This window comes from Streptomyces sp. NBC_00466 (genome assembly GCF_041433995.1).
GTDB lineage: Bacteria > Actinomycetota > Actinomycetes > Streptomycetales > Streptomycetaceae > Streptomyces.
This window is the reverse complement of record NZ_CP107896.1, coordinates 2,310,527-2,328,372: the sequence shown is the minus strand read 5'-3', so window position 1 is coordinate 2,328,372 and position 17,846 is coordinate 2,310,527. Positions and strand designations below refer to the sequence as shown.

At 69.6% G+C, this 17,846-nt stretch carries 11 protein-coding genes; 6 read left to right on the top strand and 5 right to left on the bottom strand.

The genetic code is table 11. The annotated features are described in order from the left end of the window. Positions 1-370: 370 nt before the first annotated feature. Positions 371-724: a hypothetical protein gene (locus OG210_RS10140; RefSeq protein WP_328330309.1), complete on the top strand. Its 354-nt coding sequence runs from the start codon at positions 371-373 to the stop codon at positions 722-724. 63 nt (positions 725-787) lie between these two features. On the opposite strand, the gene OG210_RS10135 is transcribed toward OG210_RS10140, so the two are convergent. Further along, positions 788-1,942, bottom strand: coding sequence for a C40 family peptidase (locus OG210_RS10135; RefSeq protein ID WP_328330311.1), 1,155 nt, complete (start codon positions 1,940-1,942; stop codon positions 788-790). 575 nt (positions 1,943-2,517) lie between these two features. On the opposite strand from OG210_RS10135, the gene pcrA reads away from it, so the two are divergent. Further along, entirely contained in the window at positions 2,518-5,013 is a 2,496-nt protein-coding gene (gene pcrA, locus OG210_RS10130; RefSeq protein ID WP_328330313.1) for a DNA helicase PcrA, read from the top strand. Between the two features lie 74 nt (positions 5,014-5,087). Here pcrA and OG210_RS10125 read toward each other — a convergent pair whose 3' ends face one another. Further along, on the bottom strand, positions 5,088-6,671 hold the full coding sequence (locus OG210_RS10125; RefSeq protein WP_371535896.1) for a M23 family metallopeptidase: 1,584 nt from the start codon (positions 6,669-6,671) through the stop codon (positions 5,088-5,090). Between the two features lie 266 nt (positions 6,672-6,937). Further along, positions 6,938-7,933, bottom strand: coding sequence for an alpha/beta fold hydrolase (locus OG210_RS10120; protein ID WP_328330317.1), 996 nt, complete (start codon positions 7,931-7,933; stop codon positions 6,938-6,940). Between the two features lie 351 nt (positions 7,934-8,284). On the opposite strand from OG210_RS10120, the gene OG210_RS10115 reads away from it, so the two are divergent. Next, positions 8,285-8,698: a cobalamin B12-binding domain-containing protein gene (locus OG210_RS10115; RefSeq protein WP_266854138.1), complete on the top strand. Its 414-nt coding sequence runs from the start codon at positions 8,285-8,287 to the stop codon at positions 8,696-8,698. A gap of 280 nt (positions 8,699-8,978) precedes the next feature. On the opposite strand, the gene OG210_RS10110 is transcribed toward OG210_RS10115, so the two are convergent. Then, positions 8,979-10,607 carry a DUF5691 domain-containing protein gene (locus tag OG210_RS10110; RefSeq protein ID WP_328330319.1) on the bottom strand — a complete coding sequence of 543 codons (1,629 nt, stop codon included), beginning with the start codon at positions 10,605-10,607 and terminating at the stop codon, positions 8,979-8,981. 203 nt (positions 10,608-10,810) lie between these two features. Continuing rightward, on the bottom strand, positions 10,811-12,202 hold the full coding sequence (locus OG210_RS10105) for an SWIM zinc finger family protein (RefSeq protein ID WP_371535892.1): 1,392 nt from the start codon (positions 12,200-12,202) through the stop codon (positions 10,811-10,813). Between the two features lie 118 nt (positions 12,203-12,320). Here OG210_RS10105 and OG210_RS10100 point away from each other — a divergent pair, with 118 nt between their 5' ends. From OG210_RS10100 to OG210_RS10090, 3 genes are all read left to right on the top strand, one after another. After that, positions 12,321-13,424: an AAA family ATPase gene (locus OG210_RS10100; protein ID WP_371535889.1), complete on the top strand. Its 1,104-nt coding sequence runs from the start codon at positions 12,321-12,323 to the stop codon at positions 13,422-13,424. Between the two features lie 119 nt (positions 13,425-13,543). Further along, complete coding sequence (locus tag OG210_RS10095; RefSeq protein WP_371540240.1) at positions 13,544-16,135, top strand: DUF5682 family protein; 2,592 nt, start codon at positions 13,544-13,546, stop codon at positions 16,133-16,135. Positions 16,136-16,354: 219 nt separating this feature from the next. Next, positions 16,355-17,515: a VWA domain-containing protein gene (locus tag OG210_RS10090; RefSeq protein WP_371535886.1), complete on the top strand. Its 1,161-nt coding sequence runs from the start codon at positions 16,355-16,357 to the stop codon at positions 17,513-17,515. Positions 17,516-17,846 lie beyond the last annotated feature (331 nt).

Below are 17,846 nucleotides of genomic sequence, written 5' to 3'. Positions count from 1 at the left end.
GGGACAGCAGTGGGGAGCCGGTCACCTGAGCAAGAACGCTAAACCTGGGGTTATGGGAACGAGACCTCATGGGACATAGTGGTCGAATCTGGCCGTTGCGTTGCGCTATGCGGCCGCTGGTGACCGTATGGGACTGATTCTTGGGGCGCGCTGCGGGGGTGCGCTACGGGGACCTGCTGTGGGGATGCGCTGCGGGTACCTGCTGTGGGGGTGCGTCGTGGGGATGTGCTGTGGGGACCCGTCGTGCTGAGAGGACGGGCCCGTCGTGCTGAGAGGGCGGACCCGTCGTGCCGGGGCCGGTCAGGGGTGCGGGCGGTCACGGGCCTACCGGTGGCCGGGGCCCGGAGAGCGGTGGCTAAGGTCGAATCCCATGGACGTACTCATCAATGCCGTCGTCGGCCTGCACATCATCGGTATCGCCGCGCTGCTCGGCGGGTTCCTGACACAGATGAAGGCGATGCGCACCGGCGACGCCCGGTTCGGGCCCGCGATGCTGCACGGCGCGCTGACGATGCTGGTGACCGGCGTAGCGCTGGTCGGCCTGAACCAGGCCGACGGCAACACCATCAACACCATCAAGATCGGGATCAAGCTGGCGTTCCTGGTGGTGATCCTGGGACTCGTCTATGTGAAGCGTGACGACGAGCGGATCGAGAAGAGCCTCTTCGGTGTGGTCGGCGGCCTGACGATCGTCAACATCTTCATCGCGCTGCTCTGGACCTGAGCACACGCCGGGTCCTGCGGGAACGGAGCGGCCCTGATCCGCTCCGCCCCCGCTGACCTGCTGCTATCCGGGCCGCACGCTGCCGTGGATCGGCATGTAGTAGATCGACTCCTCGCGCACGTCCGCGCCGGGGTGCGGGGCGTGGATCATCATCCCGTTTCCGATGTACATCCCGACGTGGCTGATGTCGTCGTAGAAGAACACCAGGTCACCGGGGCGCAGATCCTTCGTCGCGACCCGGGTGCCGGTCTTTACCTGGTCCCAGGTGGTCCGCGGGAGGTTGACGCCCGCGGCCTTCCAGGCGGCCTGGGTGAGACCCGAGCAGTCGTAGGAGCTGGGCCCGGTGGCGCCCCAGACGTACGGCTTGCCGATCTGCGCACGGGCGAAGGCGAGGGCTGCGGCGGCCTTGCTCGACGACGTACTGGAGCCGGAGCTGGATCCGGATCCGGAGGAAGAACCGGTGCTCGTGCCGGTGCCCTTCGGCTTCTCCGCCGCCTCGCGCTTCTTCTCCGCCGCTGCCTGCTCCTGCGCCAGCTTGTCGGCCTTGCGCTTGGCCGCGGCCTCCTTCTTCTTCTCCAGCGCCGCGAGCCGCGCCTTCTCCTCGGCCGTCAGCTTCGAGAGCAGCTCGCGCGCCTCGGTGAGTTTCGACTGGACGGACTCCTTGCTCGTCTTCAGCGCCGCCTGCGACGCGGTCAGATTCTCCAGGCTGCGCGCCGCCTCGCCGCGCTTCCTGGCCGCCGACCGCTGCTGCGTCTGGTAGTCGGAGACGGCCTTCTCCTGGCGGTCGCCGAGCCGCTTCATCAGCTCGTCCTGGTCGAAGTACGACTGGGGGTTGTCGGCGAGGAGCAGGGTGGCGGTGGTGGAGAGGGTGCCCTCGCGGTACTGGGCCGCGGCGTAGTTGCCGAGGGTGCGGCGGGAGTCGTTCAGCTTCGCGGTGCGCTGGGCGACCTGGTCGAGGAGGGTGTCGACCGTCTTGCGCTGCGTGGCCGTGGCCTCCTGGGCCTGGTTGTACTGCTGGGTGGCGGTGCCGGCCTGGCGGTAGAGACCGTCGACCTTCTTCTGTACCTCTTCGATGCCCGGCTTCGCCTTCGCGGTGGGCGCCGGTGCGGCACCGGCGCTCTGGGTGAACAGCGAGACAGAGGCGAGGGCCGCGGTGGTTATGCCGACGGCGGGGGCGGTACTGCGTACGCGGGAACGCGGTTTGCGGTGCGTTGCCAAGACAGGCAACTCCTTCCGTGGACCGCCTACCGGGTTGCGGTGGGGGTACCTCCCAGGCCGTTCAGGTCCTGGGGGAGGGTTCGGGCTCGTCCGGAAGGTCGCCCTACGGTCCGTGGGGAGATGCTGGGTGGTGCGGACCGATTCACCCCGGTGGTGCTTGGTGGGTCCCCGGCTCCATCTGCCACGCGTCGTACGTCACATACGTCACACATCGCATCGCATGGCACGTCGTACGGCAGAGCGGACTCGGCGCGGACCGCTCGCTCCGGCGCGGTTCGCCGAGGGGGGTACGTGCGGTCCTGGGCGAGCAAGATAGCCAACTCCTGTGACGGGTGGGAAGGCTGATGTTCGATATGCCCGATACATTTCTGTGACCTTGCCGCCGGTAGCCGGTAGCCGGTAGCCGGTAGCCGGTAGCCGGTAGCCGGTCGAGGGACGGGGACGGGGACGGGACGGGGGCGGTCGAGGAACACCGTGGGGCGGGACGGGCGACCGGCGGGGATGGCGGGAGGCGAACAGGGCGGTCGGACGTACCGCTCCGGACTGTCACTGGCTCGGCCTAGACTCGGTGGACGATGAGCAGCCTCTTTGATGACAGCTTTCTGGCGAACCTCCAGCCCCCGGAGGAAGAGCCCCCGCCGCCCGCCGAGGACTCCTCCGGCGGCCACGCCGGAGGGAGCCACCCCCCGGAGGAGGTTCCGCACGACCTCTTCGCCGGTGCGTGGCCCGTCACGGAAGGGGAGCCGCCCCGGCGTGACGGGTACTACCGCGACGGCGCCCCGCGCCCCGCCGTGGACCCCGCGGCGCTGCTCGAAGGGCTGAACACCGAGCAGCGCGCCGCCGTCGTGCACGCCGGTTCCCCGCTGCTCATCGTGGCCGGTGCCGGATCCGGCAAGACCCGGGTGCTGACCCACCGGATCGGGCATCTGCTCGGCTCTCGTGGGGTGCACCCCGGCCAGATCCTCGCGATCACCTTCACCAACAAGGCCGCGGGTGAGATGAAGGAGCGCGTCGAGGAGCTGGTCGGCCCGCGCGCCCAGGCGATGTGGGTCATGACCTTCCACAGCGCTTGCGTGCGGATCCTGCGCCGCGAGTCGAAGAAGCTCGGCTTCACCTCGTCGTTCTCGATCTACGACGCCGCCGACTCCAAGCGGCTGATGGCACTGGTCTGCCGCGATCTGGACCTCGACCCGAAGAAGTTCCCGCCGAAGTCCTTCAACGCCAAGATCTCGAACCTGAAGAACGAGCTGATCGACGAGGAGACCTTCGCGGGGCAGGCTGCCGATGGATTCGAGAAGACCCTCGCCGAGGCGTACGCGCTCTACCAGGCACGGCTGCGCGAGGCCAACGCGCTGGACTTCGACGACATCATCATGACGACGGTCCATCTGCTCCAGGCGTTCCCGGACGTCGCGGAGCACTACCGGATGCGCTTCCGGCACGTCCTGGTCGACGAGTACCAGGACACCAACCACGCCCAGTACACGCTGGTACGCGAACTGGTCGGCCCGTCGGGCGAGGGCAGGGCGCCGGGCGAACTGTGCGTCGTCGGTGACGCGGACCAGTCCATCTACGCGTTCCGCGGGGCCACGATCCGTAACATCCTCCAGTTCGAGGAGGACTACCCGGACGCGACGACGATCCTCCTGGAGCAGAACTACCGCTCCACCCAGACGATCCTCTCCGCCGCCAACGCGGTCATCGAGCGCAACGAGAACCGCCGCGCCAAGAACCTCTGGACCGAGGCCGGTGAGGGCGCGAAGATCATCGGCTATGTCGCGGACACCGAGCACGACGAGGCGCAGTTCGTCGCCGACGAGATCGACCGGCTGACCGACGCGGGCGACGCGAAGGCCGGCGACGTCGCCGTCTTCTACCGGACGAACGCGCAGTCCCGTGTCTTCGAGGAGATCTTCATCCGGGTCGGCCTTCCGTACAAGGTCGTCGGCGGGGTGCGGTTCTACGAGCGCAAGGAGGTCCGCGATGTGCTGGCCTATCTGCGGGTCCTGGCCAATCCCGAGGACACCGTCCCGCTCCGCCGGATCCTCAACGTGCCCAAGCGCGGTATCGGCGACCGTGCGGAGGCGATGATCGACGCACTCGCGCAGCGGGAGAAGGTCAGTTTCCCGCAGGCGCTGCGCCGGGTCGACGAGGCGTACGGCATGGCGGCCCGCTCGGCCAACGCGGTGAAGCGGTTCAACGTCCTGATGGAGGAGCTGCGCACCATCGTCGAGTCGGGTGCGGGGCCCGCTGTGGTGCTGGAGGCTGTCTTCGAACGGACCGGCTACCTGGCCGAGTTGCAGGCATCCACCGACCCGCAGGACGAGACCCGGATCGAGAACCTTCAGGAACTCGCCGCTGTCGCCCTGGAGTTCGAGCAGGAGCGCGGCGACGAGGAGGGTACGGGCACGCTCGCCGAATTCCTGGAGAAGGTCGCCCTGGTCGCCGACTCGGACCAGATCCCGGATGAGGACGAGGACGGCTCCGGTGTCATCACCCTGATGACGCTCCATACGGCCAAGGGGCTCGAATTCCCCGTGGTGTTCCTGACCGGCATGGAGGACGGCGTCTTCCCGCACATGCGTGCGCTCGGGCAGGTCAAGGAGCTGGAGGAGGAGCGGCGGCTGGCGTACGTGGGGATCACGCGCGCCCGCGAGCGGTTGTATCTGACGCGCTCGACGCTGCGCAGCGCATGGGGCCAGCCTTCGTACAACCCGGCCTCGCGCTTCCTTGAGGAGATCCCCGCGCAGCACCTGGAGTGGAGGCGCCTGGGCGCGATGGCGGCCCCGGCGGGTCCGACGTCGGGGATCACCTCGTCGTTGTCGTCCTCGCTGTCCTCGTCACGTTCGCGTGCGGGCTCCGGCGGAGCTTCGGGATTCGCGACCCGGCGCGCCGGTGACAAGCCGGTGATCACGCTGAACGTGGGGGACCGGGTCACGCACGACCAGTTCGGCCTGGGAACCGTGATGCAGGTGACGGGGTCGGGCGCGGATGCCCAGGTCACGGTGGACTTCGGCGATGAACGCCCGAAGAAGCTGCTGCTGCGCTACGCACCGGTCGAGAAGCTGTAGGCGGGGCTGCGGAGGCTGCGAATCTGCGGGGTCTCCGGGACTTGCCGGGCCCGACTCCGTCAAGCCGGGCCGGTTTATGTCGGGTTGAGGCCGTGGGCGCGGAGCCACGGCAGCGGGTCGATGGCCGCGCCGCTGTTGGGCCGTACTTCGAAGTGCAGGTGCGGCCCGGTCGAGTTCCCGGAGTCCCCGGAGTACGCGATGACCTCGCCCGCCTTGACGGAGCCCGAGCGGATCTTGGTACTGCTGAGGTGGCAGTACCAGGTCTCGGTGCCGTCGGGTGACGTCACCATGGCCATGTTGCCGTAGGCGCTGTTCCACTGCGTACGGACGGTGCCGTCGGTGGCGGCCATGACAGGCGTTCCGTAGGAGACGGGGAAGTCGATCCCGGTGTGGACGGACATCCAGTTGTCACCGGCCTGGCCGAAGTAGGCGCTGAGCCCCTTCTGCTTGACCGGCAGGACGAACTTCGGCCGGGCCGCCTCCTTGCGTGCGGCTTCCTCCTCGGCCTTCTTCTTCGCTGAGGCCTGCCGCTGCTTCAGGTCGATGCGCTCCTGCGTACGGCTGGCGCGGTCGGCGAAGTCGTCGGCCTCGTGGCTGAGGTCGGCGAGCTGGCTGTCCAGCTTGCTGTTGGCGGCCACGGGCTTGACGGACGACGGATCGGCGGCGGCCTGCGTGGCCGTGTCGCTGTCCTTGCCGCTCTCCCCGATTCCTCCGACGGTCGCAGCGGCAACTCCGGCCACACCCATCACACAGACGGAGGGGACGGCAATGGTCAGCAGCGCGGAACGCTTGGCAGGCGTACGGCGACGACCGCCCCGGCCACCCGGGGCGCGGCGTGCGGCGGGGGGAGATTCAGGGTGGGGTGCCGGGTGCGGTGCGGTGGGCGGGGTGCCGTCCGAGGGGGAACCTGCTGTGTGGTCGGACTCGTCGTCCGGCAACTCGGGCTCACTGAACTCCGCGAGCCCGTCGTGGTCGGCGAACGCCGCGAATTCGGCGGTGTGTTCCGGCTGGGTGGCGTCCGGGAGGTCGACGGCGGCGAACTGCTGGGTCGCGTGGGGAGTCGCCTCACCGGCGGAGTTCCAGGCGGTGGCGTCATGGGCGCCGGTGTCGGTGCCGTACGCACCAGTGCTGTACGTGCCGGTGTTGTAGAGGCCGGTGTCGTACGTACCGGTGTGGTACGTACTGATGTCGTACGTACCGGTGTCGTGCGGGGCGGCGGCGGCGTCGGGCTGGGCGAGCCACTGCTGGGTGGCGTCGGCATTCTCGAACTGGCCAGTGAGTTTCCCGGCGTTGGAGTTCCAGGCGGCGGCGTCCCACTGGCCCGTCGTGTCGTACCCGGCCGTGTCATGACCGGCGACGACCTGCGTCGGATAGCCGTAACTCCGGGGCTGTGACTGCCGCTCCGTCTGCGGCTGAACCGGCCACTGGCCGGTCGGCTGGTACGTCGCGTCGTATCCGAGAGTTCCGTGGGAACCCGTGTCCCACTGGGTGGAGTCGTACTCTCCGCTGTGTCCTGCGTGGTGGGCTTCGTGCGGCTGAGGCGTGTACCCGCCCGGCATATCGCCGAAAAGCGGGTCGACGGCAAAAGTGCCGGTGGGGCTGCCGGCGGAGTAATCGTCGTTTCCGACATACCCGGCGTGGGTTTGCTGGTCGTTCACCAACGTCTCTCTCGCCTCGGCAGCAGGGCCCTGCGTTCGGGGGCACCCCCGGTGGAAGCAGTGGCGCGACTGTACCCGGCAGTACGTGGCGGCGACAATCTTCGGCAGGTATCGGACGCGCGGGAATCGGGCATTCGGCCGTCTTTCGAGGGGCTATGTGCACAGCCTTGGCCCGGCGTTCGGGAAGCGTTCGACGTATCAATGCCTTTTGATCGATCTCGCTTCCCTTTCTTTCAGTCGTTCATTCACGCGTTTTCCGGCCACTGTCAGGCGACCGAGAGGACGCTTTCCACGGAACCCGTGGCCCTCTCGTCGGATGAGTCGAGTGCCTGCCTGATGGCGGCGGCCACGACCGGGTGCACCGGCAGGGCGAGGTGTCCGATGCCGCTGACCCGGACATTCGTCGTGATCAGGTCGGGGTGGTCGATACAGCCGGCCTCGACCGGGATCATCAGATGGTCGAGTTCGCTCCAGAAACTGACGAACCGGGTGCGGCAGCCAGGTGCGGGCTTGTGCAATTCCTCGATCACGTCCGAGTGGGGCAGCATCTGCCGGACGAGTGGATGGGCGCTCATCAATTGAGCGATCTGGGTTCCCTCGTGCGGCGTGCCGAGAGTGACGAGCGTGCGCACCCGTCTGTCGCCATCCAGTCGCTGTACGTAGTACCGGGCGATCAGGCCGCCGAGGCTGTGTCCGACGATGTCGACGTCCTGGTGTCCCGTGCGGGCACAGATCTCCTCGATGTGCTGCCCCAGCAGCTCGGCTGCCGCACGGATGTCGCAGGTCAGCAGCGAGTAGTTGAGCGACTCCGGGTGCTGCCACCCGTGCCGCAGGAGGGAGCGGCGCAGCAGGACGAAGACGGAGCGGTTGTCCACGAAACCGTGGAGCAGTACGACGGGCCGGTGCCCCTGGCCGGGAGGGGGGAGGTGCTCGACCGTGGAGTCCCCCGTGGAGTCCCCCGTGGAGTCCCCCGTGGAGTCCCCGGCGCGCGGGTGCCCGAGCGACCGCCCGCGCGGGTTGCGGAAGGGGGCGCCGAGGGTTTCGCCGACAGGCGGTCCTGAGAGCCCGGTCGACGGATGCCCGCCGGGGGGTGCACCCAGTGGCAGGTCGATCCGGCGCTCATCCGCGATGCCGGACGGGTAGAGCAGCATATGCCCGGCCAGGATCGCGAGGTCGAGGGCTGTGGCGCGCAGTGGCACGGAGGAAATCTGGAGCTGGTGCAGCAGCCATTGGGGGGAGAGGAAATCCGGCAGCACCTTCATGGGGCGACCTCCCGAACGGCGTACGGGGGCGACCTTGTCCCCACACGCACTCATGGGTGCCACGGAAGAGTCCCTGGCCGACATGACGGACATGTCAGCTTCCGTGCCATCCACCGTGCAGCCGATGGTACGGGTAATGCGGCGCTCTCGCCTGCGGCTCCCGTCACGCGGCACCCCGGTACGCCTGGCGCGGAGCCGGTATACGCATGTCCGGCCCGGCGCGGGGTGTGACGCGTAGTGAATGTGTCCCATGTGTGATTTCCCCCTCCCTGAGCACCGCGAAACGGCTGGTTGCGGGATGCTGTGGATAACGTTCGTTCACGTTCGTTCGCATCGTGCATGGAGGCAGTGATGGGTGTGGTCGGTCCGATCCGCGTAGTGGTCGCCAAGCCGGGTCTCGACGGGCACGATCGCGGGGCGAAGGTCATCGCGCGTGCGCTGCGGGACGCCGGTATGGAGGTCATCTACACCGGCCTCCACCAGACGCCCGAGCAGATCGTGGGAACCGCCATTCAGGAGGACGCCGACGCGATCGGGCTCTCCATCCTGTCCGGTGCCCACAACACGCTCTTCGCGAAGGTGCTTGAGCTGCTGAAGGAGCGCGACGCGGAGGACATCAAGGTCTTCGGCGGCGGGATCATCCCGGAAGCCGACATCGCACCGCTGAAGCAACTGGGTGTCGCTGAGATCTTCACACCGGGCGCGACCACGACCTCCATCGTGGACTGGGTCCACGCGAACGTACGCCAGCCCGCGGGCGCCTGACCGGCCGGTTTCTCGGTTGGCCTGCCGCCTGCCGCCTGCCGCCTGCCGCCTGCCGCCTGCCGCCTGCCGCCTGCCGCCTGTCGCCGGGTTCCGGTTGCGCGCTTCGCCGTTGCGTGCTCGGCCGTTGCGTGCTTGTCCGTTGCGTGCTCGGGGGAGCGCGCAACGCGGTAGCACGTCGCGGGCGCGTCGCATCGTATCTGCGGCAGGTTGTGACCCCCTTCCCGGCGCCCACAGGGCTGGTTCCCTGCGGAGCCGTGCTGTGAAAACCGGTTACGCAGCATCACGCCGGCGGTTCCATCGCCTCTGCCGAGCGCGCCTCCCCCGCCAGTTCCCCTGCCAGTTCCCCTGCCGGTTTCCCTGCCAGTTCCGCAGCCATCGCGGCCCGCAGATTCAACGTCGACACCAGCCGCTGGAATGCCTCCGACCAGTAGCCACCGGCCCCCGGGGACGCCCCCTCCGTTTCGTCCGGTAGCGCGGTGAGGACCTCAAGGCGTGGTGCTTCCGTGGGGTCCAGGCAGCGTTCGGCCAGTCCCATGACGCCGCTGAAGCTCCAGGGATAACTGCCCGCGTCCCGCGCGATTTCCAGTGCGTCCACCACAGCCCGGCCCAGCGGCTCCGCCCAGGGGACATCGCAGACGGCCAGCAGCTGGAACGCCTCCGACAATCCGTGCCCGGCTATGAACTCGGCCACCCAGCCCGCCCGTTCGCCGTCCGGCAGTGCGGCCAGTAGTTTGGAGCGCTCGGCGAGGGACGTCGTGCCGGGACCCGAGAGCAGCGCTCGCGACCATTCGGTGTCCCGCTGCCGCACAGCGGCCCGGCACCATGCGGCGCGCAGTTCCTCGCCCCAGCCGTCCGCCACCGGCAGCGTGACGATCCGGTCGGGCGTGCGGCCCCGCAGCCTGGTGGTCCAGACGCCGAGCGGAGTCGCCTCCACCAACTGGCCCAGCCACCAGGACCGTTCGCCCCGTCCGGCCGGCGGCACCGCGGATACGCCGTCGCGCTGCATCGCCGCATCGCACTCGTGCGGCGCTTCGACCGATATCCGGACCTGGTCCTCGGACAGGTCCAGATTGACGCATGTCATTGCCCGGTCGGCCATTCGCCCGGCCAGCGCGGACGTGGGCAGCGCGGAGAGTAGTTCGGCCGCGGTGGAGCGGACATTGCGGCTCCGGTCGGCCAGGGCCTGTTCCAGGAAGGGTTCGTCCCCGGCGGTGAGCCCGGTGCGCAACGAGTCGAGGAACATCAGGCGGTCCTCGGCCCGTTCCGTGGACCATGTGGTGGCGAGCAGATCGATCCCGGCTGCTGGTGAATGCGCCCGTACGGAGGTGAGGAGTGCCACGCGCTCGACGAACAGGCCTTCCTCCCAAAGGCTTTGGACCGCCTCCAGGTCGGTGGGTGCGGGTAGTGCCCCACCGCCCGACGTGCTGCGCAGCGCGAACTTCCACTCTGGGTTGAGCCGGGCGAGCCACAATCCGCGTGCTCCGGCGAAGGCGAGTGCCTGCGGCCGCAGATCCGTACGGGCACGCGCCGCGTCGAGCAGCGCGTCCAACTGCGAGGCCGGCGCGCGGTAGCCATGCCGGAGAGCTGCCGCGAGCCACTGGGGCAGCAACTCGGTGAGATCGGGCGCCGCGCCGCGCCGTCCGCCCGATCCCGGGGGCCCGGACCGGTCGGCCAGCAGTTGAGCAAGTCTTCGCCTGGCAGGCTCGGGCGGCTCGGGCCGCGGATCGTCCGGAGCGGGGGAGGGCAGCGCGGCTGCGGCAGCGGGAAGCAGCCCTGCCCTGCGCCGTACGGTGTGCAGAGCAGCCGTGTCCAGCAGTGGATAGTCCCCGTTCGGCGTCGGCCTGCGGTCGGTACCGAGCAGGGCCGAGGTGACGAGCTCTTGCCAGGCGGTGGTGCGGGTGCTGATCATCGGTCCCCTCCGTGAACGTGCGTGCATGCGTGAACGTGCGTGCGTGCGTGAACGTGTGTGAACGTAAAGGTGAAGGTGGGTGTGAGCGCGTTGGAGTGCTTGGCCCACCGGGCGGTCAGCCACGGTGCCGGTCAGGTCAGGTCAGGTCAGGTCGGGCCGGGCAGGCCACGTCGGTCAGGTCAGGTCCAGCCAGGCAGGTCACCTCACGTCAGCGGCACGGCTTCGGCGGCGCCTGGTGTCCATGCCGTCAGCGGGGTGAATCCGCGGTGGCCGCACTCGCCGAATACGGTGACCGGGCTCCCACCGGACAGTGCGGTGAGCTTCCACAGCCCTGTCCTGGCCGATGCGTCCGGGGTGATGGGCAGAGCGGACTCTCCCTCGACATCGGCCAGTTGCCAGCCGCTGCTTCCGCCGGCACCGGGCACCGGTATGACGGAAGACAGGGTCGCCGGCCAGGAACCAAGCCAGGGATCGTCACGCAGGGCCTGCCCGTACGCGCTGAGGGCGGCGCCGGTCGATATGCCCTCGGGTGGGCCGTCCGACCGCCCCGGAGGGCCGAACCGCTCGCCCAGCGCGGCCCGTAGCTGACCTGAACCCGGATACGGCATCAGGTCCGCCTCCAGCGTCAGGCCCACGGGCAGGGCCACCCCCGGTGCTCTGCCCGCCGCACCGAAGTCCAGCAACTGTGCAGTGCGCCCCGTCCGGGATCCGTACAACCAGATGCGGCGAGTGGTGAGTTTCCCGTCGGTGGAGTCCTGCTGCGAGAGGACCAGCCACCTGTCCCGGACCGGCGGTCCATCGGCTGATACGGGCAGGCCGACACGGGTACGGACCGTCGTGGCCAGCGCATCCGGCAACTGCTCACGTCCGAGCCAGGCCCTGTCCAGCAGATGCAGCATCGCGCACTCCTCCAGCAGCCGCACCGGCCAGCCCTGGCCGGACGACGGGATGGCGCCCAACTCCCGTACCCGGGAGGCGAGCCCGGGGGCCTGCGCGTCGACCATGCGGGCCGCGGTCTCCTCCCACAGTGCGTACCCCGCCTGCTCCGCCCCCGCCAGACCGCTCCGCAGCAGGTCGTCCAGGCGCTGTTCCAGCTCCGTGGCGCCCGCGGTGACCCGCTCGGCCCGGCGCTCCGCCCGCCGCCTCGCCGCCTCCGGATCCGTCGCCTTCCCAGGACCCGGAGCAGGACCACCCGCCGAACGGCCGTCGGGCCGGGCCGCCCTGCGGCCTTGCAGCCATTCGGCGGCCCACTCCGGCGGCGTCGGTGAGTCCTTCACCGCCTCGTCCGCAGCCGCCCAGAGCAGCAGCAGGCCCAACGCGTGCTTGCATGGAAACTTCCGGCTGGGACAACTGCACTTGTACGCCACCCCCGCTGTGTCGACGACAGTCCGGTACGGCTTGCCACCGCTTCCGCTGCACAGCCCCCACACGGCGCCCGAGCCACCCGCCCACCCCGCTTCCGACCACGACCCGGACGATCCGCCGAGCCTGCTCCCCGCCTTGCGTGATGCCGCGTCAGGAGCCAGTGCCAGTACCTGGTCCGAGGACCAGCGCACCCCCTGCCGACCCTCCTGCAGAACCCCCTGCTGATTCATGGCTCCGAAGGTACGTGCCGCCACTGACAAACGGCCCTGAGCTGCGGAAACGGTCGATTGTCAGTGCCATGGTGCACGGTGGTGACCACATCCGGTCGAGCGATCTGGAGGGGGATCCATGACCACGTCCGAAAACACCGGTACAGAGGTTCTGAGGCCGCACGCCGAGGACGCATTCGCCCACGAACTCAGGGCACTTGCCGTTGCGGACGACCGCCCGCGCCCCGAGCGCTGGAAGCTCTCGCCGTGGGCCGTGGCCACCTATCTCCAGGGCGGCACGCTGCCGGACGGCACGGTGATCACCCCCAAGTACGTCGGACCGCGCCGCATCGTCGAAGTCGCCGTGACCACGCTCGCGACCGACCGTGCGCTGTTGCTTCTCGGTGTTCCCGGCACCGCCAAGACCTGGGTCTCCGAGCACCTCGCCGCAGCCGTGAGCGGTGACTCCACCCTGCTGGTCCAGGGCGCGGCCGGGACGCCCGAGGAAGCGATCAGATACGGCTGGAACTATGCGCAGTTGCTGGCCCACGGACCCAGCCGTGACGCCCTGGTGCCCAGCCCCGTCATGCGGGCCATGGCGGACGGCATGACCGCACGCGTCGAGGAACTGACCCGGATCCCCGCCGATGTGCAGGACACTCTGATCACGATCCTGTCCGAGAAGACGCTGCCCATCCCGGAGCTGGGCCAGGAGACGCAGGCAGTCCGCGGATTCAATCTGATCGCCACGGCCAACGACCGCGACCGCGGAGTCAATGAGCTGTCCAGTGCGCTGCGCCGGCGTTTCAACACGGTGGTTCTGCCACTGCCTTCCACCGCCGATGCGGAGGTCGACATCGTCTCGCGGCGCGTCGAACAGATCGGCCGTTCGCTCGATCTTCCCGCCGCGCCCGAAGGGACGGACGAGATCCGCCGGGTGGTGACCGTGTTCCGTGAGCTGCGCGGCGGGGTCACCGCTGACGGGCGGACAAAGGTCAAGTCCCCGTCGGGCACGCTCTCCACAGCCGAGGCGATCTCCGTCATCACCAACGGGCTCGCCCTGGCAGCGCACTTCGGCGACGGGGTGCTCCGGTCGGCCGATGTCGCCGCCGGCCTGCTGGGCGCCGTCGTACGCGATCCAGCGGCCGACCGGGTGGTCTGGCAGGAGTATCTGGAGACCGTGGTGCGGGAACGGGACGGCTGGAAGGACTTCTACCGGGCCTGCCGGGAGGTATCGGTATGACCGGATCCACGGCTTGTCCCGTATCCGAATCCGATGCGCCCTCGGTGCGGCAGCCCGCTCTCTCCGGACAGGGCGTTCCCGCGGCCCATGCCGCACCGTCCGCGTCCGCGACGCGCCCTGTGGCGGCCGACCCTCTGCTGCTCGGCGTGCGGCACCACGGTCCCGGCTCGGCTCGTGCGGTGCTGGCCGCGCTGGACGCCGTGGGTCCCGACGCCGTGCTGATCGAGGGGCCACCCGAGGGTGACGCCTTGCTGCCGCTCGCCGCGGACACGGAGATGCGGCCACCGGTCGCACTGCTTGCCCATGTGGTGGGCGATCCGGGCCGGGCGGCTTTCTGGCCACTGGCGGAGTTCTCTCCGGAGTGGGTGGCGATCCGCTGGGCACAGCGCCATGGGGTGCCGGTCCGATTCATCGATCTGCCTGCGGCGCACTCCCTTGCGATGACCGAGGAAGATCCCGGGGAGCAGTCTGCGGAGGAGTCCGTGGAGGGGGTGGAGGGCGGGACCGAACACGCCGGAGACAGCGGGTCCCTGGGATCTTCCGCTGCGGTACGGATCGACCCGATCGGCGTGCTGGCCGAAACCGCCGGATACGACGACGCCGAGCGCTGGTGGGAGGACGTCGTCGAGCACCGCGGTCCCAGCGGTCCGGGTGGCCCCAGCGGTCCGGGTGGCCCCAGCGGTCCTGGTGGCCTCAGCGGGCCGGGGGGTCCCGGGCCCCGTGGTCCTGGTGGTCCCAGTGGTCCAGGCGGTCCCGGCTTGGGGAAGGACCCCCTCACGCCGTTCGCCGCGCTCGCCGAAGCCATGGCGGTCCTCCGCGAGACCTACGGCGACGCGGGATTTCCCCGAGACCGGGTACGTGAGGCCTTCATGAGGATCCAACTTCGCGCGGCACGGAAGGAGTTCAGCGGACCGGTCGCAGTGGTCTGCGGTGCCTGGCACGTCCCTGCCCTGGCCGTGAAGACCACCCTTGCGGCCGACCGCGCCCTGCTCAAGGCGCTGCCCAAGGTGAAGGCCGAGATGACCTGGGTGCCCTGGACACACCGTCGGCTCGCCCGGCACAGCGGCTACGGAGCCGGAATCGAGTCGCCCGGCTGGTACGGGCATCTGTTCAGTGCCGACGACCGCCCGGTCGAGCGCTGGATGACCAAGGTCGCACGGCTGCTGCGGGACGAGGACCGGATGGTCTCCTCCGCCCATGTCATCGAAGCGGTGCGGCTCGCGGGGACACTCGCCGCCCTGCGCGGGCGTCCGCTGCCCGGGCTGACGGAGACGACCGATGCCGTGAGGGCGGTGATGTGTGAAGGATCCGACGTACCGCTCATGCTCGTCCAGGACCGGCTTGTTGTCGGCGAGGTGATGGGCGAGGTCCCGGACGCCGCGCCTGCCGTGCCGCTCCAGCGCGATCTGACCCGGGCCCAGCGCACGCTGCGGCTCAGGCCGGAAGCAGTGGAACGGGACCTGGACCTCGATCTGCGCAAGGAGACCGACTCCGCTCGGTCCCGGTTGTTGCACCGGTTGCGGCTTCTCGGGGTCGGCTGGGGTGAACCGGGACGGGGCCGGGCGAGCACGGGCACCTTCCGGGAGAGCTGGCGTCTCCGCTGGGAGCCGGAGCTGTCCCTGCGGGTCGCGGAGGCCGGGATGTGGGGGACGACCGTGCTCTCCGCGGCCACTGCCAGAGCCGAGTCGCAGGCCGTGTCCGCGACCGCGCTCGCCTCCGTCACCGCACTCGCCGAGCAGTGCCTGCTGGCTGAACTGCCCGACGCGCTCCCGGTGGTGATGCGGGCCCTGGCCGACCGTGCCGCGCTCGACACCGATGTCGGGCACCTCGCCGGTGCGCTGCCCGCGCTGGCCCGTTCGCTGCGGTACGGAGACGTGCGCTCCACCGGCACGGCGGCGCTCGGCGAGGTCGCCGCGGGTCTGGCCCAGCGGATCTGCGTCGTCCTGCCGCCGGCCTGTACGGGACTGGACGCGGACGGTGCGAACGAGATGCGGGGCCATCTGGAGGGGGTCCACACCGCGATCGGACTGCTGCCGGACGCCGCAGGGCTGCGGGAGCGGTGGAGCGAGGTGCTGCGCAGACTGTCCGGACGGGACTCCGTCGCCGGGCTGATACGCGGGCGGGCTGTCCGACTCCTGCTCGACGACGGACAGCTTGCCGAGGACGAGACAGCACGGCTCATGGGCCTCGCCCTGTCGCCGGGTGCGCTGCCCGCTGATGCGGCCGGCTGGATCGAGGGCTTCGTCGGCGGGTCGTCCGGGGCAGGGACGCTCCTGGTTCACGATGAGCGGTTGCTCGGGCTGGTCGACGCATGGCTGGCGGGTGTGGAGCCGGAGGCGTTCACCGACGTACTGCCGTTGCTGCGCCGTACGTTCTCGGCGTACGAGCCGGGGGTACGCCGCATGCTCGGCGAGCTCGTCAGGCGCGGAGCCGGGTCCGGTGGGTCCGGTAGGGCTGGTGGGGCTGGTGGGACCAGTGTGGCCGGTGGGGGGCCCGGCCGGGCTGAGGAATCGGCGCCCGGGTTCGGGGCCGGGCTCGACGCGGAGCGTGCCGACGCGGTCCTGCCGGTACTGCGGCTGCTCATCGGGAGCGGCGGGCCCGCTGACGGCCCGCCGGCCGGATGGGACGGGAGCAGCGGGAGCGACGGGACCGATCGTGCGGGCGGCGGGCCGGGCGCTGACCGTCGGGGCGAGGGCGGGGGCGGCTGCTGATGGTCGACGCGCTGATGTCCGGCCTGCTGGTGGCCGTTGCACTGCTGGCTGTTACGTCGATAGCCGGTGCGTCGATGGGCTGGACGGTGGTGTCAGCGGCAGGAGGTGCGACAGCGGTTGCGGTAAGGGAAGCGGTTGCGATTGCGGCGATGTGGGGCCGGGAAGCGACGACTGGGGCGTTGCGGGTCCGGGCGTCAACGATCTGATGGGGGCAGGCGGATGAACGTGGTGGATGAACGGCTGCGGCGCTGGCGGCTCGTCCTCGGGGGCGATGCGGCAGAGACCACCGGTGCCTCACTCGGAGGCCGGGACGCAGCGATGGACGGGGCGCTCAGTGCGCTGTACGGGAAGGGAAAGAAGGGAGGCGGGCGCAGCGGCGACCGCTCGGCGGGGCTCGGAGCATCCGCGCCGTCCGTCGCGCGCTGGCTGGGCGACATCCGTACGTACTTCCCGAGCTCCGTCGTCCAGGTGATGCAGCGCGACGCCATCGAACGGATCGGTCTGTCCGCGCTGTTGCTGGAGCCGGAGATGCTGGAAGCCGTCGAGGCGGACGTGCACCTGGTCGGGACGCTGCTCTCGCTCAACAAAGCGATGCCCGAAACGACCCGGGAGACAGCCCGCGCCGTAGTCCGCAAGGTGGTCGAGGAGTTGGAGAAGCGGCTCGCGACGAGGACCCGGGCCACCGTCACCGGGGCACTGGACCGTTCCGCGAGGATCAGCAGACCGCGCCACCGGGACATCGACTGGGACCGCACCATCCGCGCCAACCTGAAGAACTATCTGCCGGAGTACGGCACGGTCGTTCCGGAGCGGCTCATCGGCTACGGCCACGCCGGGCAGTCGGTGAAGAAGGACGTCATCCTCTGCATCGACCAGTCGGGCTCGATGGCTGCCTCGGTGGTCTATGCGTCGGTGTTCGGCGCGGTTCTCGCCTCGATGCGGTCCATCTCCACCCGCCTCGTCGTCTTCGATACGGCCGTTGTCGATCTGACGGAACAACTCGATGATCCGGTCGATGTCCTCTTCGGTACCCAACTCGGTGGTGGCACCGACATCAACCGGGCGCTGGCGTACTGCCAGTCGCAGATCACCCGGCCGACCGACACGGTCGTAGTCCTGATCAGCGACCTCTACGAGGGAGGAATACGGGACGAAATGCTGAAGCGCGTCGCGGCGATGAAGGCATCGGGCACCCAGTTCGTCACGCTGCTCGCCCTGTCCGACGAGGGCGCACCCGCGTACGACCACGCCCACGCGGAGGCCCTGGCCGCGCTGGGAGCACCGGCATTCGCCTGTACGCCCGACCTCTTCCCGGACGTCATGGCGGCAGCGATCGAGCGAAGGGCCCTGCCCATACCGGACATGGCCGTGCATCAGTAACAGGCACTTGCGCGACCCCCCCCGATGCTTGTACAAACATCGCTCCGTCACCCGTGGGGGGACCGTTCTGGCTGTTCTGGCTGTTCCGGTGCAAGAACTGGGCCTGAACGAGAACGTACTGGCAAGGACAACCACGTACGCCTGCACAAGCGAAGGCCGTTCCTCATCCTGAATTCCGCCGCTGCTCCGCTTACTGCCGCCCCGCGCGCCGTGCGCATGGTGGCGGGACGGCGCTCGGTCCAGGTGCTGCTGTTTCTCGGCGTCCTGCTGGCGCTTGGCTTCCTGTACGGGGGCCAGGCGCATGCGGCCGGGCCGTCCGGGACAACCGTGC

What these genes read in the sequence shown, in the direction of transcription:
- OG210_RS10120 (WP_328330317.1), bottom strand. Translation starts at nt 7,933, where the DNA reads ATGAAGGTGCTGCCGGATTTCCTCTCCCCCCAATGGCTGCTGCACCAG.
- OG210_RS10090 (WP_371535886.1), top strand. Translation starts at nt 16,355, where the DNA reads ATGAACGTGGTGGATGAACGGCTGCGGCGCTGGCGGCTCGTCCTCGGG.
- OG210_RS10105 (WP_371535892.1), bottom strand. Translation starts at nt 12,202, where the DNA reads ATGAATCAGCAGGGGGTTCTGCAGGAGGGTCGGCAGGGGGTGCGCTGG.
- OG210_RS10110 (WP_328330319.1), bottom strand. Translation starts at nt 10,607, where the DNA reads ATGATCAGCACCCGCACCACCGCCTGGCAAGAGCTCGTCACCTCGGCC.
- pcrA (WP_328330313.1), top strand. Translation starts at nt 2,518, where the DNA reads ATGAGCAGCCTCTTTGATGACAGCTTTCTGGCGAACCTCCAGCCCCCG.
- OG210_RS10100 (WP_371535889.1), top strand. Translation starts at nt 12,321, where the DNA reads ATGACCACGTCCGAAAACACCGGTACAGAGGTTCTGAGGCCGCACGCC.
- OG210_RS10140 (WP_328330309.1), top strand. Translation starts at nt 371, where the DNA reads ATGGACGTACTCATCAATGCCGTCGTCGGCCTGCACATCATCGGTATC.
- OG210_RS10115 (WP_266854138.1), top strand. Translation starts at nt 8,285, where the DNA reads ATGGGTGTGGTCGGTCCGATCCGCGTAGTGGTCGCCAAGCCGGGTCTC.